The sequence below is a fragment of the Vibrio sp. V04_P4A5T148 genome (assembly GCF_963875605.1).
Classification (GTDB): Bacteria; Pseudomonadota; Gammaproteobacteria; order Enterobacterales; family Vibrionaceae; genus Vibrio; species Vibrio anguillarum.
Genome location: NZ_CAWNMS010000091.1, coordinates 32,421 through 48,899 on the forward strand (window position 1 = coordinate 32,421; position 16,479 = coordinate 48,899).

Consider the following 16,479-nt stretch of genomic DNA (forward strand, 5'->3'; position numbering starts at 1 on the left):
ACGTTACCCCTAAAAACCAAGACTCGATAACAAATCATCGACTTCGTCTTGAGATGAAACCGCATCGGCTCTTTCATGAGGGTTCAAAATAGGACCTTCAGGTTCGATAGATGGGTTCTTCTTGTCTGTTTTTTGTTCTATTTGGTTAGCCCCAAAGGCAGTGAGAATCTCAACTAGGCGTTTCTCAACTTCATTAACCAGCGTAATAACACGCCGAATTATTTGGCCAGTGAGATCTTGAAAGTCTTGAGCCATCAATATCTCAGTTAGCTGACCTCGCAATTCGCTGCTGTTGCCTTCAACTTGTGATAGTAGATCATCAATACGGTGACAAAGTGCTTTAAACTCAATGAGATCAATACGTCCATGCATCAACTCATTCCATTGTGGACGCACTTTTAACAAACCTTCGTGAAGGCTGTCAGCGATCGGCATACATCGATCCACTGCATCCATTGTTTTATTCGCAGCTACTTCCGTTTTATCAATTACATATTGAAGACGATCCCTTGCATCTGGAATTTCGTCATTTGCAATCTCAGCCATCCGTTCATCAAGGTTGAACTGTTTGAGCGATTCATGCAGTTCCCTTGTCAAAGTGCCTATTTCTTGCAGCATTGGATTGCTTGCTTTGTCGTAGGTCTCTTTAAAGAGTTGATTCGCCTGATCTTGCTGTCCATTTTCCAGTAGCTGAACGAGTTCTTTTGCTTGTTCTAATGAAATCATCGATTAGCCTTTTCGCGCATAAATGAATAGAGCACCTTTTGTCTGTGACCACACGCTTTATAAACGCTCGAAAATTTTATCCAGTTTTTCTTTAAGCGTAGCAGCAGTAAAAGGTTTTACGATATAACCATTCACACCTGCTTGAGCAGCCTCGATGATTTGTTCGCGTTTTGCTTCTGCGGTGATCATCAGAACAGGCAGATGCTTAAGTTCTGCGTCTGCTCGGATATTTTTCAACAAATCGATGCCTTGCATGCCCGGCATATTCCAGTCTGTAACCACAAACTCAAAATCACCTTTCTTTAGCATAGGCAACGCTGTCAGGCCATCATCTGCTTCTTGGGTATTATTGAAGCCCAAATCACGAAGTAGATTCTTAACAATACGGCGCATTGTTGAAAAGTCGTCAACAATAAGGATCTTCATGTTTTTATTCAAAATTGCCTCCACTGAGCTCGAAATCAGTGATATTAGTCATTTTGCGTCCAAGAACTTAACTTCGTTCTTAGTCGCTGCATAGATTGGCTTAGTATCTGGCTAACGCGGGATTCGCTAACACCTAGAACTTCACCAATTTCTTTTAAGTTTAGCTCTTCATCATAATAGAGCGAAAGTACCAAAGCTTCACGTTCTGGAAGTGATTTTATTGATTCAACCAATGCTTTACGAAACGATTCATCGGCGACTCCCTTAAATGGCGAGTTGTCTTCATCGTCATCCAGAGGAGAAATTGCATCATCAGAAATACCTAAATCTTCGATTCCGACAATCCGTGAGCAATTAATGTCAGTTAATACAGTATGGTACTGATCCAGCGACATGCCTAAATACTTCGCAACTTCTGTATCAGTTGGGTTTCGGTTTAGCTCACCTTCTAGAACTGAAATTGCATGGGTTATCTCTCGGTTGTGTTTATGAACCGAGCGTGGAACCCAATCACCACGCCGAATATCGTCGAGCATAGCTCCACGAATTCGAATTCCTGCGTAGGTTTCAAAGCTTGCACCTTTACTCCCATCATAATTTTTTTGTGCTTCAAGTAGGCCTATCATACCGGCTTGTATTAGATCTTCGACCAATACGTTTGGTGGCAGGCGACCTGCTAAATGGTGTGCAATACGCTTAACCAATACAGAGTATTTTTCTAAAAATGCTTGTTGGCTCTTTAGGTTTCCGTGTTGGTCATAAGTAAGCGCTTTATTCACCGAATGGTTCCCCTACACTTTCTGTTCTATTTAGCAAACGCTCGACAAAAAATTCCAGATGGCCTGTCGGCGTTCTTGGAATTGGCCACGTTAACGCTTTACTTGCCAACGAGCTGATTGCCAGTGCCGCAGGTGACCGTGGAAACGCATCGACCACTATTTTTTGTTTTTTTACTGCTTGTCGCACTTTATCATCCAAAGGTATGCAAGCAACAAGTTCAAGGCTCACATTTAGGAATCTTTCTGTCACTAAAGTTAATTTAGCAAATAATTCCCGTCCTTCACGATAACTTCTCACCATATTGGCCACAATTTTAAAACGTTGCACTTGGTGTTCACGACTTAAGAGCTTGATCAGCGCGTAAGCGTCGGTGATGGATGTCGGTTCGTCACATACCACGATCACTACATCTTGTGCGGCGCGACAGAAGCTCACGACCATATCAGAAATACCTGCGGCTGTATCGATGAGCAGAATATCCATCTCATCTTCTAAACTGCCAAAGGCGCGTATTAAACCAACATGTTGGGCGTGTGACAACTCTGTCATCGACTGTGTGCCCGAGGTCGCTGGAATTATTCGTATCCCAAAAGGCCCCTCGACGATGGCATCTTTGAGTTCACACTCGCCAGCCAGTACATGCCCTAAGTTTCGCTTCGGGCGTATGCCAAGCATCACATCCACGTTAGCTAAACCTAAGTCTGCATCCAACACCATGACTTTTTTGCCTTGACGAGCCATGCAGATCGCCATGCCGAGTGTCACGTGAGATTTACCCACACCACCTTTACCACCAGTCACAGATATGACTTTGGTCAGTGACGGTTGAGTTAAGCGGCGTAAACCGCTCGCTTGGTCATATATCATATTATTCGCCATATTTGTCCGCCGCCTAGAATCTCTCGGAGTCGCTGCTCCAATAGTGAGGTTCATTCTCTGTCGACTTCTCTAGCAATTCGTTTGCCTTTGCAACCATGTACTTCGGCTGGGCAATCACAATATCTTCTGGTACACGCTGGCCATTCGCGATGTAAGCAACGGGCAGTGCGTTTTGAACCACGACACTCACAAATTCCCCTAAGCTCAATGACTCATCAAGCTTAGTCATAATGCACCCTGAAAGAGGGATCCTTCTAAAGTGCTCGATTGTTTCTTGTAATACTTTTCTTTGTGCCGTTGCAGGCAGAACAAGGTAACTGTGGATGATTTCGCCACTCTCTTGCATCAGGGTATCGAGCTGCTCTGATAACCGAACATCACGCTGCCCCATCCCCGCGGTATCAACTAAAATTAAACGCCGATTTCTTAGCTGATATATTACATCGGCTAACTCACTGGAATCTTTAGCAACTCTTACTGGACAACCCATGATTCGGCCATAAATAGAGAGCTGTTCATGAGCACCAATACGGTAGGTATCTGTGGTGACTAGAGCAACGTTATCAGCGCCATACTCCATAGCAGCGCGAGCGGCTAGTTTAGCAATGGTGGTGGTTTTACCAACCCCTGTTGGGCCTAATAGCGCAACCACACCACCACGTTTCAGAATATCTTGTTTGGAAACAGGGACTTGATCAGCCACTAAGCCAAGCAGTGCCTTCCAAGCTTTAGTTGGAGCAGTATCTTCTGGGATATAGCACGCAAGCTGGTCAGCCAGTTCTTGTGAAACCCCCATGCGCTCAAGTCTTTTAATGAGCATGGCACGCAAAGGTTCTCGACGCTCAACTTCTTGCCACATTAATCCTGAAACTTGATGTTCTAACAGGCGGCGTATTGAGGTCATCTCTTCACGCATGTTTTCCAGCTCTGGGTTCGAAACACTCGCCTCTTGCGTTGGGTAACGATCATAACGCGACGGATCTAGCTTCGGCGTTTGACGGGTGGACGCTCTTCTATCCTCTGCAATTAACTTCGCTAATGGCGAATCGGCTCGTAACTCTGCACTACCGTGTCCTGAGTTGGTGTTAGATGAACCCGATTGACGTTGCAATAATGCAGAGAGCGAATCTTCATTTTCGGCGTGATAGTCCGAATCTGAGCCACTTGGTGTGCTGTACTGCTTTAACATATTTGCAAAACGTTTGGTCATTGAACGCCCAGTATCTGCGCTGTTTTGCAGGCTGACTCGATCATCATCCAACTCACGAGAGGATTTGTTCAAAGACGGGGTGACTTGGGTGTAACCTTGTTGTCTAGGCTGCGAATTATAGCGCTTGGCACTGTTTTGCTGGGTGGGCTGTTCACCATCCACAGCGGCAACGATTTCCACACCACCCGCGACTTTTTTATTCGACATGATCACCGCTTCCGCACCAAGCTCTTCTTTCACTTGCAGCAGCGCTGTTCGCATATCTTTGGCAAAAAATCGTTTTATTTTCAAAGCAGATATCCGTGTTAAATGGCTAAAGCCCGATTAGGTAACAACAGTTTCGTTAGTTCCCAACGGCTTGAACAATCCGAATTTGTTTCTCGTCAGGTATTTCTTGATAAGAGAGCACACGCAAATTAGGTATCGTGTTTTTCACAAACTTCGCCAAAGTGGAACGAAGCACACCAGACGTGAGTAACACGGCGGGCTCACCTTTCAATTCTTGTTCTTGCGTTGCATGGCTCAGTGCAGCTTGTAAACGCTCTGCTAAGCCTGGCTCAATACCTGCCGATTCTCCTCCTGACGCCTGCATGGTTTGATGCAATATTTGTTCCAGCTCAGGAATCAGTGTTATCACTGGTAGTTCAGGTTCTATACCATTGATTTCTTGGACGATTAAACGCTTCAATGAGATTCGAACGGCCGCCGTTAGGATGTCAGGTTCTTGACTCCGCCCAGAATACTCCGCCAAGGTTTGTATTATGGTTCGAATATCTCGGATTGGAATCGCTTCATTGAGTAGGTTTTGCAGTACCTTAACGACTGTACCCAACGGCAGTTGATCTGGAACGAAGTTTTCAACTAGCCTTGGCGCTGAGCGACCCAGCATTTCAATTAAGTTTTGAACCTCTTCATGACCAATCAGTTGCGAGGCGTTATTAGTGAGAAGCTGACTCAAATGAGTGGCGAGTACGGTCGATGAGTCCACAACTGTGTAACCGAGAGCTTGTGCGTGTTCACGTTGTTCTTCACGGATCCAAACCGCTTCAAGGCCGAATGCAGGGTCGAGTGTGCGTTCACCGTCAATAACACCATAGACTTGACCAGGGTTAATCGCCAGTTCTTGATCTGGGCGGATCTCCGCTTCACCAACAGCAACCCCCATTAAGGTAATGCGATAACTATTGGGTGTTAATTCTAAATTGTCGCGAATATGCACTGCGGGGATGAGAAAGCCAAAGTCTTGCGACAGTTTTTTCCGAACACCTTTTACGCGTTCGAGCAGCTCTCCACCTTGATCTCGGTCCACCAGCGGTATCAATCGATAGCCCACTTCTAAGCCAATCACATCAACGGGTTGAACATCATCCCAAGAGAGCTCTTTTTGAGTGGGTGCTTCGTTGTCCACTTTTGCAGGCAGTTTCTTTTCATCGGCGGTTTTTTTCTGTTTGCGTATCATCCAATACGCGCAACCACCCGCTAACGCGGCTAGCAGTAAAAAAGCAAAGTGAGGCATACCCGGTACAATGCCCATGATGCCGAGAATACAAGCGGTAATCATCAATGCTTTAGGGTTGTCAAACAGTTGGAAGACGACTTGCTCTCCCATATCTTCATCGGTATTTTGACGGGTAACCATCATGGCAGCACCAATCGAAAGCAGCAATGAGGGGATCTGAGCCACTAAGCCGTCACCAATGGTCAGCAGTGTGTAGATTTGGATCGCTTCTTTAAACCCCAACCCATATTGCGCCATACCAATCGATAAGCCGCCAATAATGTTGATGAACAAAATTAAGATCCCAGCAATCGCATCCCCTTTAACAAATTTTGACGCACCGTCCATTGAACCGTAGAAATCCGCTTCTTTGGTTACTTCGAAACGTCGTAGCCGCGCTTGGTCTTGATCGATTAAACCCGCATTTAAGTCCGCATCTATGGCCATTTGCTTACCCGGCAAAGCATCTAGGGTAAAGCGAGCACTCACCTCAGAAATACGTCCCGCACCTTTGGTTACTACCATGAAGTTGATGATCATCAAGATCAAAAACACCACTAAACCGACGGCGTAGTTACCACCGATCACCACACTACCAAACGCTTCAATGACGTTACCAGCCGCCCCAGGGCCTTCATGACCATACAATAAAACCACACGGGTTGAAGCAACGTTCAAGGCTAGTCGAAGTAAGGTTGCAATAAGCAAAACCGTAGGAAAAGCAGCAAAATCAAGCGGTCTACGGGTATAGACAGTAACGAGTAACACCACCATCGATAAGGCAATGTTAAAAGTGAAAAACAGATCCAATAGGAAGGCTGGGATCGGTAAAACGACCATAGCCAACGTGGCCAATACCATAACCGGCGCACCGATTGCTGGCATACTTCGCTGCGGTATTGATGGCAATTTATCTGCAAATGGAAGAGTAAATTTCATAGGTTAGCAAGCAATCTGTTGATAAATATCTATAAATGCGACAATGCGTTAACTCGGCGATGCAATTTTTAGTCCAGTAAAACAGTCAAAATAATGGCTACATTGGTAAAGGCAATAACCCTTCACTTAACGTAGCCTAGTTATTCAAATTACGTGAACTTCTTTTACTTTGAATGGTGGTTTAAGGATTAATACTCCAGATCTGCTGTCCTTTGCGCAACTCTCTATCATATTCGATACCAATCAGACCGGATGTGGGGAACATTGGAGGGACTAAATCGGTAACAAATTCAGCCGCGAGATAGCCAACTAACGGTAAATGAGACACCAGCAGCACTGATTCGATTTGTTCTACATCGGCCAAGGCAGAGACATACTCAAATACCACTTCCGCTTTCCCATAAGGTGTGATGTCATCACAGGTCACAACCTCATCGGCATTAAAATAAGAGGCTATAGCAGCCCAAGTTTGCTGCGCCCGTAAGTAAGGGCTTACCAATACTTTATCTACATGGCGAAGATCTTGCTTTTCACAAGCACGAGCCACAGCAACAGACTCACGAAGACCTCTTTCGGTTAAGGCCCTTTGTGCATCACTCGCTGCATAATGTTCAGCTTCTCCGTGACGCATAATAAAAATCTTCATTACTCATTCCTAGTGGTTATTATCTATGCCGTCTAGGCGGCTTTATTCTCGATTATATCAGGCAACCAAGCAAAGACTTCGACACTGTTAACAGTCTATTAAAAAGTCTCCTGAAGGACTAAAATGGCACTTCGCTCATAAAATCATTGCTTGAAATTTGCACCTAACCGTTTCAACGCCATAATTAAAAAAGCCTTTTCTGTGGAGAGTCACTGTGCATTTAAGCCCTAACGACACCAACCAATACCGCTACATTACGTTAACTAATGGTCTGAGAACATTACTTATTCAAGCGGATGATGCACAAAAGTCAGCCGCTGCTTTAGCGATTAATGTGGGGCATTTTGATGACCCTGAAGACAGAGAAGGTCTTGCCCACTATCTGGAACACATGCTGTTTTTAGGCACAGAAAAGTACCCGAAAATTGGTGAGTTTCAAAGTTTTATTAATCAACATGGTGGCAGCAATAACGCATGGACTGGTACAGAGCACACCTGTTTTTTCTTTGATGTAAGCCCAAATCATTTTGAAAAAGCCTTGGACCGATTCAGCCAATTCTTTTGTGCCCCCTTATTTAATGAAGAAGCCCTAGATAAAGAACGCCAAGCGGTGGATTCTGAATTTAAACTCAAACAGAATGATGATTCGAGAAGGCTCTATCAGGTTCAAAAAGAAACCATCAATCCGCAACACCCGTTTGCTAAATTTTCAGTGGGTAATTTAGAAACGCTGTGTGATAGAAATGGTGTCTCTATCCGTGAAGAAATTGTCCGTTTTCACCATGAAAATTACTCGGCTGATTTGATGACGCTCTCGCTAGCAGGCCCACAGACACTTGATGAGTTAGAGCAGTGGGCAAGAGATGAATTTTCCTCCATCCCAAATAAACAGCTCGGCCCGAAAAAAATAGAGGTGCCTTTTGTTTTAGACGCGCACCGAGGCGTCTTGATTCAAATCGAGCCACGAAAAGAGATCCGCAAACTGATTTTAAGCTTCCCTGCCCCAAGCACGGATGACTTTTATCATGTCAAACCTCTCTCTTATTTCGCCCATCTCATCGGTTACGAAGGTGAAGGCAGTTTAATGCTGGCATTAAAAGAGAAAGGTTGGATCACGTCCTTATCGGCTGGAGGCGGCGCGAGTGGCAGCAATTATCGTGAGTTTTCGATAAGTTTTAGCCTGACACATGAAGGCGTAAAACAGGTCGATAACATCATCCAGTCACTCTTTACTCAGATTAAATTAATCGCAGATCAGGGGCTAAACGAATGGCGTTACCTTGAGAAAAGAGCGGTGCTTGAATCGGCTTTTCGCTTTCAAGAAACGACAAGGCCATTAGACATGGTCAGCCATTTAGTGGTCAATATGCAGCACTATCAGCCGCAAGACACTATCTATGGCGATTACATGATGGCGGGCTACAACGAATCGCTACTTAAGCAAGCACTTCATTATTTAACTCCTGAAAATCTACGCGCCACGTTAATTGCTAAAGATGGGTATTACGATAAGAAAGCGAAATGGTATTTTACACCTTATTCAATTACTCCATTATCGGCGTCACAACTTGCAGCATTCGCAACCCCTTGCGACATTGAAACAAACTTACCGCCACTCAATCCTTTTATCTGTTACGACTTAGACCCAAAACCGTTAGAGCCTTCAACGTCTTTACACCCGGAAGTCATTGAAGAGTTACCAGGCTTTCGTTTATGGCATCTACAAGACCATGAATTTAGAGTGCCTAAAGGGGTAATTTACATCGCGATTGATAGCCCCATCTCGGTAGCCACTTCTCGAAATATTGTTAAAACCCGTCTCTGTGTGGAAATGTTTTTAGACTCGCTGGCCACGGAAACTTACCAAGCAGAAATTGCTGGGATGAGTTACAACATGTACGCTCATCAAGGCGGCGTCACCCTGATGCTTTCTGGTTTTAGCGAAAAACAACCACAGTTAATGGAGATGATTCTCGCACGCTTTGCTAAACGTGATTTTAGCCTAAAACGCTTTAACACCATCAAGCAACAACTGCTTCGTAACTGGCAAAATACCACTAAAGATCGTCCAATTTCGCAGCTTTTCAATGCAATGACGGGTATTTTACAACCCAACAACCCTCCTTATGAAACGCTACTTGGTGCCTTAAAGCAGATAGAAGTCGATGAGCTCAGTGATTTCGTTGAACAAATATTAGCGCAACTTCATGTTGAGATGTTTGTCTATGGCGACTGGTTAAGAAGTGATGCACAAGCGATGGCAGATACGCTTAAAAATGCATTACGAGTCAAAGATCAACAGTACGAGGAATCATTAAGACCACTCGTCATGCTCGGAGAGAGTGGGACTTTTCAAAAAGAGGTTCACTGCGATCAAGAAGATTCTGCTGTGGTGGTCTATTATCAGTGCAATGATGCCGCACCGCGCAGCATCGCCTTATATTCATTAGCTAATCACTTGATGTCCGCTACATTTTTTCATGAAATTCGCACTAAGCAGCAACTTGGTTATATGGTCGGAACGGGCAACATGCCATTAAACCGTCACCCAGGCATCGTACTCTACGTCCAGTCACCGAATGCTGCCCCTTATGAGCTGATTAGCGCTGTAGATGAATTTTTAAATGCTTTTTACATGGTGTTGCTGGAGCTCAACGAATACCAGTGGCACAGCAGTAAGCGCGGTTTATGGAATCAAATTTCAACGCCCGACCCCACCCTTCGCAGCCGTGCGCAAAGACTTTGGGTTGCTATCGGCAATAAAGATGCCGGCTTTGATCAAAGAGAGCAGGTTTTGAGTGAACTGAAATCACTCAGTCGCAGTGATATGATCCGCTTTGTGGTCAATGAGCTAAAACCAAGGACCGCCAATCGACTGATCATGCACAGCCAAGGAAACGCACATCAAACGGTTCAGAAACTCAGTTTAGGGCAAGAAATTGGCTCAATTGAAGCGTTCCAGCTTCGGCCTAAAAGCTATAACTTAGGGTAACAGTACTTCATCGCCATCAGAGCAATTTATCTTTGCTCTGATTTTACGATCTCTTTTAAAGAGTGGGGATGCAGTTTAATACACACGCCTTGCCACTTAAATGCAACCGTCGGGTTATGTAATCGCTCTCCTTCCCCTTTTGGACTGGACAATTTAACTTGAACACCTTGAGTGTCTAATGTAGTCCAGCATTCTTTTAATCGTGGGTAAACCGACAGTATATCCTGCAAATAGGCTTGCGCGGTTTGTGCCTCAGATGGCACCACAAATTCCACATGCTCCCAGCTCTGCTCTGGGTAAATTTTCCCCTCGGCAGGGTAAGGCAATTCCAAACATTCTATTGACCAACTATTAGCCGATAGCGGCACCGCAAATTCAATCACAATGATAGGACGGCCATTTATCTGAGCACTCGATATTTCTCGCCCTTCCTCCAGCCATGCCGCATGTGCTAATGACGCTAATTTACGATCATTAATGCGCAGTGCAATGTGGTCAGCTTGATTTGTGGATAAATCAATATGCAAAATTTTGGTTAATTCTTGAATTTTATGCATAAATTTATCTAAATCCTGCTTAAGCTGTTCAGGATGAAGCGCTGCATTCTTCAATGGTTCAAGCATTTAAATGGTCCAAAATGATGATTATCGTCTAATAGTACCAACAACTCTTCGAAAAGTAGAAAATTTCCTAATTTAGTCCCTATAAGCGCCTCAATAAAATTGGTATTATGTGCGCCAAATGATGAACAAAATTAAGATATGTATTGGCACTAAATGGTGAATAAAATGCATACCTTTGCAATTCCAAGAATTAAAGGAAACGCGTGTGAATATCCAAGCACTGATTAATGACAAAGTATCTCAGGCTCTTGAAGCCGCAGGCGCACCAGCTGGCAGTCCTGCTGCTGTTCGCCAATCGGCCAAAGCGCAATTTGGTGACTATCAAGCCAATGGCATCATGGGCGTAGCTAAGCAACTGGGTACCAACCCGCGAGAATTTGCTCAAAAAGTATTGGATGTTCTGGACCTCGATGGCATTGCGAGCAAAACGGAAATTGCAGGCCCAGGTTTTATCAACATTTTCCTCAGTGAAGCGTTTCTTGCTAAACAAGCGGATATCGCCCTAGCAGATGAGCACCTTGGTGTAACCAAAGAAGCGCAGAAGACGATCGTCGCAGACTACTCAGCGCCTAACGTTGCCAAAGAGATGCATGTAGGCCACTTACGCTCAACCATCATTGGTGACGCCGTTGTACGTACCTTGGAATTTTTAGGCCATAAAGTGATCCGCGCCAACCACATCGGTGACTGGGGCACGCAATTTGGTATGTTGATAGCCAACCTTGAACGTGTGCAACAAGAATCTGGTAACGAAGTTTCAATGGAACTTTCCGATCTTGAAGCTTTCTATCGTGAGTCAAAAAAACTCTACGACGAAGATGAAGTGTTTGCCGCTAAAGCACGAAATTATGTGGTCAAACTACAAAGCGGTGACGAATTCTGCGCTCAAATGTGGAAAAAATTGGTGGACATCACCATGATCCAAAATCAGCGTAACTATGATCGTTTGAATGTTTCGCTCACGCGCGATGATGTGATGGGCGAAAGCATGTACAACGACATGTTGCCCGGCATCGTAGCCGATTTAAAAGAAAAAGGTTTGGCGCAAGAAGATGATGGCGCACAAGTCGTTTTTCTTGAAGAATACAAAAATAAAGATGGCGAGCCGATGGGCGTTATCATCCAAAAACGTGATGGCGGCTTCTTATACACCACAACCGATATCGCGTGTGCAAAATACCGTTATGAAACCTTGGGTGCGGACCGTGTGCTGTACTTTATCGACTCGCGTCAACATCAACACCTAATGCAAGCATGGACGATTGTCCGCAAAGCGGGCTATGTACCTGAAGAAGTGACTCTTGAACACCACGCCTTTGGTATGATGCTAGGCAAAGATGGCCGCCCGTTCAAAACTCGTGCTGGCGGTACTGTTCGTCTGGCCGATCTTCTCGATGAAGCGCAAGAGCGTGCCGCTAAATTAATTGAATCCAAAAACCCTGATTTAGACGCCGCAGAAAAAGCGAACATTGCCAATACTGTCGCGATGGCCGCAGTGAAATACGCTGATCTTTCTAAGCACCGTACTACCGATTACGTGTTTGACTGGGACAACATGTTGGCATTTGAAGGTAACACTGCACCTTACATGCAGTATGCCTACACACGTGTTGCGTCAATTTTTGCTAAAGCAGGCGTATCGATGGATAACCTGACGGGTGAAATTAAAGTCACACAAGAGAAAGAAAAAGCTTTGATTGCGAAACTTCTGCAGTTTGAAGAAGCGGTACAAGCTGTTGCCCGCGAAGGCCAACCTCACATTATGTGTAGCTACCTATTTGAATTAGCTGGCCAATTCTCTAGCTTCTATGAAGCATGCCCAATCTTAGTCGCTGAAGATGAAAGTGTGAAACAAAGCCGTCTAAAACTGGCTGCATTGACAGCAAAAACCATCAAGCAAGGTTTGTCGCTACTCGGTATTGATACATTAGAACGTATGTAACGACAGCTATGAGTGAATGAAAGGGTTGACCATGGTCAGCCTTTTCTTTTATCGGTGATAACATCCGTGCAAGTGAGATTGACATGAATTTTGAACTCCACCCGCAACTGGCCAAAGACACTTCCGTCATTGGCGAATTTCCTCTTTGCTTAGCCTTACTCCATAAAGATAATGCCGTGCCTTGGATTATTCTGGTGCCTAAACGTGCCAATTTGAAAGAGCTGCATCATCTACCAATGCAGGAACAGCAACAATTTTTATGCGAATCTCAAGCCGTTAGCCAAGCTCTTGAAGCCACGTTTTGTCCAGATAAACTCAATTTAGGTGCGCTGGGTAACATGGTGCCTCAGCTCCATATTCACCATGTTGCTCGATTTAAAAATGATGTAGCATGGCCTGGGCCTATCTGGGGCAATACTCAAGGGATAGTGAGAGCCGAACAAGAACAGCAAGCGATCTTAACCAGAATCCAAAATGTTCTATCACTGAGTTCTATTTTTAGAAAAGGATAAACGTCGTCTCTCACACCATATATTAGGTAAAAGATAGATTGGGTAAAAGTTTGAAAGCCGCTGACATTAGCGGCTTTCGTTTATCAGACAGAATGCCCGGCATCGATTATGACTAAAGTAAGACAGTCAAAGACAGCCCGTTATTTCGGTTAAGCCCATAACGCACTCTTGTTACGTGGTGAGCCTTGTTGGTATCGATGGTACGCGACAACACACCTTTTCTTATCCACACGGCTAACATAGCGTCAACGCCGTCCTCACTGAGCGAAAACTTTTTCGCAATCGCCGAGCGGCTAACGATTCCATTCTCTTCAATGTAGCGCTTTAACTCATTTAATATCATGCCACTTGTACCTCAAGCACCGTTTTCTGCTGGAGTCCTTTTCGTTTAAGCATTTTAAAGGTCAACAAGCTCACCATAATAATGGCAATAATCCATGTTAAACTTTCGACAGGAGTTTCGGTGATCCTTGTCGCCTGGTAATAAAGCGCGGCGCCACCATAAGCAAGCCCCATGGTCCATACGGCGATAAAACGAGCGTAATTCGCACCAAACTCACGAACATAAGCCCCCATTGCAGCAACACAAGGCGTGTAAAGCAAAATGAAGATAAGGTAGGCAAATGCGGCATGACCAGTCACAAAGTGCTGTTTCAAATTACCAAAGATTGAGGCATCTACGGCTTGCTCTTCAGCCACTGCGCTACTGTCTGTCAAGTCTCCGACTTCGATACCGAGCGGATCAGAGAAGCTTAATCCCGTTAGGTTTTCTGGTATAGACATGACCGCTTCTTGTAGGCTCGCCATTAGGTCATATTCACTTTCATCACCTTCAGCAGAGGTATATAAATTATTTAATGTTCCGACTACCGCTTCTTTGGCAAAAATACCCGTGATGATACCCACTGTCGCTGGCCAGTTATCTTGATTGATACCAATAGGAGCAAATACCGGCGTAACCACTTGAGCCACTTTTGATAGCACTGAGTTGTCACTATCTTCATTACCAAAGCTGCCATCAGTACCAACTGAATTGAGGAAGCTTAAGATCATAACGACGATGACAATCGTTTTCCCTGCACCGAGAACAAAACGTTTTAATTTCTGCCATGTTTTGATCATGACGTTTTGTACCGTTGGGATCTCGTAATCTGGCATCTCCATAACGAGGCTGTCGCTTGAACCCGGATAGAGCGTATGCTTCAAAACCAAACCAGTGAACACTGCGGCTAAAATGCCCAATAAATAAAGAGCAAAAACTACATTTTGACCGCTTTCAGGGAAAAATGCCGCAGCAAATAGCGCATAAACAGGCAAACGTGCACCACATGACATAAAGGGTGCCATCGATGCCGCTAATTTACGTTCACGTTCTTGATCTAGAGTACGAGTCGCCATAATCGCGGGAACGTTACAACCAAATCCTAAAACAAGCGGAACAAACGCTTTACCCGGTAGGCCTATCTTCTGCATCACTTTATCTAAAACAAAAGCCGCGCGAGACATATAGCCTGAACTTTCGAGTACAGCTAAAAATAAGTACAAACAAGCGATAACTGGGATAAATGTGGCGACGGTTTGAATACCTCCGCCAAGGCCATCGGCTAATAATGTCACTAGCCAAATAGGCAAATGATCATCCAGTAAGTAGTGCCCGCCATCAACCAGTAACGCCCCGACGCCAATGTCGAAGAAATCAATGAAAGCGCTCCCAATATTGATCGAGAACATAAACATTAAGTACATAACCACAAAGAAAAACGGTACACCCACCCATTTATTTAAAATCAGCTTATCTGCTTTTTGTGTAAAACTGTGGCTTAGTTTCCCTTCGGTTTTGCGGATCTGCTGGCACTGTTCATGCAAAAATGTGTATTTGGTATCAGCGACATGCAGATCAATATCCAAACCACTTTGCAATTGCTCTTTCTGAATAAGCTCACGCTGCACTTCTGGCAATCCATTAATCACCAAAAGATCATTTTCTAAAGCACGAATGGCCAATGCGCGAGGTGCCACTTGCTTATGTTGAAAAATAGTGGCTAATTTTCCGATCGATTGTTCAAATGCACTGCCGTAATCCAATAGCAGTTCTTTAAGAGCTACTCCTTGCAGCAGTACTTTATGCAGCTTTTCTTTGAATCGACTCACCTGCTCTTTACTGGTAGCAGAAAGCATAAAAACGGGGCAACCTAGAACTTTCTCAAGTTGTTGAATGTCTAGGCTTTGACGCTCTCTTTTTAAAGCGTCCATTTTATTCAAAACCACAATCATTGGACGCCCGAGCTCTCTCAATTGAAGCGTCATATAGAGACTGCGCTCCAAACACGTCACGTCCACAACGTTAATGATTAAATCGGCAGGATGTGTAAGAACCGCTCTAGAGGCAATGGATTCGTCAATGCTGTTACTGTCATTCCCGCTGTCAAGTGCGTAGATACCCGGCAAATCCGTTAGTATGAATTCATCTCCAGAATGAGTGTAGCGACCCGTTTTTTTCTCAACGGTAACACCAGCCCAGTTACCGACTTGCTGCTTAGAACCAGTAAGACCATTAAATAACGTTGTTTTGCCACTATTAGGGTTACCAACGGTTAGAATTTGATATCGCACTACGCTCTCTCCACTTCAATACAAGCGGCTATATTTTCACGTACCGCTAAAGAGACGCCTCTCACTTCAAGTTGAAGTGGATCTCCCATAGGAGCTCTTCTGATTAACGTAACAGTAGTTAGAGGCAGCAAGCCCATCACCATCAATTTTTTACGAATGTCATTTGGAAGTTGATTGAACGCGACAATGCTCGCGCTATCCCCTTCATTTAATTGAGATAATTTCATCTATCTTGCTCTCAATGGTAGTGGTAATGAGAAATATTTTTATTAACAGACGAATAATACACGCGCTAACCCTCTATTTTATTGCGTGAAATCAAAGATTGCATAAATCCATCACGTTGTTTTCGGTAAATAAACTGACGTTAAAAACGTTAAAAAATTATCAGGTACAAATGAGCTCAACATAAAAAAATAAACAAAAACAGATGAAATTAAAATAAACAATTAAAATCAATTAGTTATAGTTAATTATGTATTTTGTCGTTTTTCTTATACTAGGTTGTCGTTAATTTTATAAATGAAATAAGTCCTTTGCCATATAGTAAATCCATCGAAAGGAATTACTCCTTAGATACAAATTCCAGAGGTGGTACGGGTGTTACTCGTATCACTCCGGCAGCAAGCGAAGGTGTCATTGACACCCGTGGTATAGTCCCCCCGGCTATACCACGATCTTTTTTTTCTACTC

The 16,479-nt window shown here is 44.2% G+C and carries 14 protein-coding genes; 3 read left to right on the forward strand and 11 right to left on the reverse strand.

Annotation, left to right across the window (positions count from 1 at the left end; translation table 11 throughout):
• Nucleotides 1-9 precede the first annotated feature (9 nt).
• From AACT18_RS16500 to sixA, 7 genes are all read right to left on the reverse strand, one after another.
• A complete protein-coding gene (locus AACT18_RS16500; RefSeq protein ID WP_017045236.1) occupies nt 10-726 on the reverse strand; it encodes a protein phosphatase CheZ in 717 nt (238 codons plus the stop codon).
• Nucleotides 727-783: 57 nt separating this feature from the next.
• Nucleotides 784-1,152, reverse strand: coding sequence for a chemotaxis response regulator CheY (cheY, locus tag AACT18_RS16505; RefSeq protein WP_033197405.1), 369 nt, complete (start codon nt 1,150-1,152; stop codon nt 784-786).
• A 44-nt stretch (nt 1,153-1,196) separates the two neighbouring features.
• On the reverse strand, nt 1,197-1,931 hold the full coding sequence (locus AACT18_RS16510) for an RNA polymerase sigma factor FliA (RefSeq protein WP_010318887.1): 735 nt from the start codon (nt 1,929-1,931) through the stop codon (nt 1,197-1,199).
• The gene (locus AACT18_RS16515; protein WP_010318888.1) at nt 1,924-2,811 is read right to left on the reverse strand and encodes a MinD/ParA family protein; all 888 of its coding nucleotides are present in this window, start codon (nt 2,809-2,811) and stop codon (nt 1,924-1,926) included. Before AACT18_RS16515 ends, AACT18_RS16510 begins: the two co-directional genes overlap by 8 nt.
• A 13-nt stretch (nt 2,812-2,824) precedes the next feature.
• The gene (flhF, locus tag AACT18_RS16520; RefSeq protein WP_094125772.1) at nt 2,825-4,312 is read right to left on the reverse strand and encodes a flagellar biosynthesis protein FlhF; all 1,488 of its coding nucleotides are present in this window, start codon (nt 4,310-4,312) and stop codon (nt 2,825-2,827) included.
• A 52-nt stretch (nt 4,313-4,364) separates the two neighbouring features.
• Nucleotides 4,365-6,458: a flagellar biosynthesis protein FlhA gene (gene flhA / locus AACT18_RS16525; protein ID WP_013856364.1), complete on the reverse strand. Its 2,094-nt coding sequence runs from the start codon at nt 6,456-6,458 to the stop codon at nt 4,365-4,367.
• A 181-nt stretch (nt 6,459-6,639) separates the two neighbouring features.
• Nucleotides 6,640-7,104 (reverse strand): phosphohistidine phosphatase SixA, encoded by a 465-nt coding sequence (sixA, locus tag AACT18_RS16530; RefSeq protein WP_017049124.1) that lies wholly within the window; start codon nt 7,102-7,104, stop codon nt 6,640-6,642.
• 214 nt (nt 7,105-7,318) lie between these two features.
• Here sixA and AACT18_RS16535 point away from each other — a divergent pair, with 214 nt between their 5' ends.
• Nucleotides 7,319-10,096 (forward strand): insulinase family protein, encoded by a 2,778-nt coding sequence (locus AACT18_RS16535; RefSeq protein ID WP_094125771.1) that lies wholly within the window; start codon nt 7,319-7,321, stop codon nt 10,094-10,096.
• Nucleotides 10,097-10,122: 26 nt separating this feature from the next.
• Here AACT18_RS16535 and AACT18_RS16540 read toward each other — a convergent pair whose 3' ends face one another.
• Complete coding sequence (locus AACT18_RS16540) at nt 10,123-10,719, reverse strand: VOC family protein (RefSeq protein ID WP_094125770.1); 597 nt, start codon at nt 10,717-10,719, stop codon at nt 10,123-10,125.
• A 205-nt stretch (nt 10,720-10,924) separates the two neighbouring features.
• Here AACT18_RS16540 and argS point away from each other — a divergent pair, with 205 nt between their 5' ends.
• Together argS and AACT18_RS16550 are read left to right on the forward strand one after the other, a co-directional pair.
• A complete protein-coding gene (argS, locus tag AACT18_RS16545; protein ID WP_094123958.1) occupies nt 10,925-12,661 on the forward strand; it encodes an arginine--tRNA ligase in 1,737 nt (578 codons plus the stop codon).
• A gap of 83 nt (nt 12,662-12,744) precedes the next feature.
• A complete protein-coding gene (locus AACT18_RS16550) occupies nt 12,745-13,173 on the forward strand; it encodes an HIT family protein (RefSeq protein WP_017042525.1) in 429 nt (142 codons plus the stop codon).
• Nucleotides 13,174-13,285: 112 nt separating this feature from the next.
• On the opposite strand, the gene AACT18_RS16555 is transcribed toward AACT18_RS16550, so the two are convergent.
• The 3 genes from AACT18_RS16555 to AACT18_RS16565 are packed head-to-tail and all read right to left on the reverse strand — an operon-like array spanning nt 13,286 to nt 16,013.
• Nucleotides 13,286-13,516, reverse strand: coding sequence for a FeoC-like transcriptional regulator (locus tag AACT18_RS16555; RefSeq protein WP_094124994.1), 231 nt, complete (start codon nt 13,514-13,516; stop codon nt 13,286-13,288).
• The gene (gene feoB / locus AACT18_RS16560) at nt 13,513-15,786 is read right to left on the reverse strand and encodes a Fe(2+) transporter permease subunit FeoB (protein WP_094124995.1); all 2,274 of its coding nucleotides are present in this window, start codon (nt 15,784-15,786) and stop codon (nt 13,513-13,515) included. Before feoB ends, AACT18_RS16555 begins: the two co-directional genes overlap by 4 nt.
• Nucleotides 15,786-16,013, reverse strand: a complete 228-nt coding sequence (locus AACT18_RS16565) for a FeoA family protein (RefSeq protein ID WP_013856356.1) — start codon at nt 16,011-16,013, stop codon at nt 15,786-15,788. Before AACT18_RS16565 ends, feoB begins: the two co-directional genes overlap by 1 nt.
• Between the last annotated feature and the right edge of the window lie 466 nt (nt 16,014-16,479).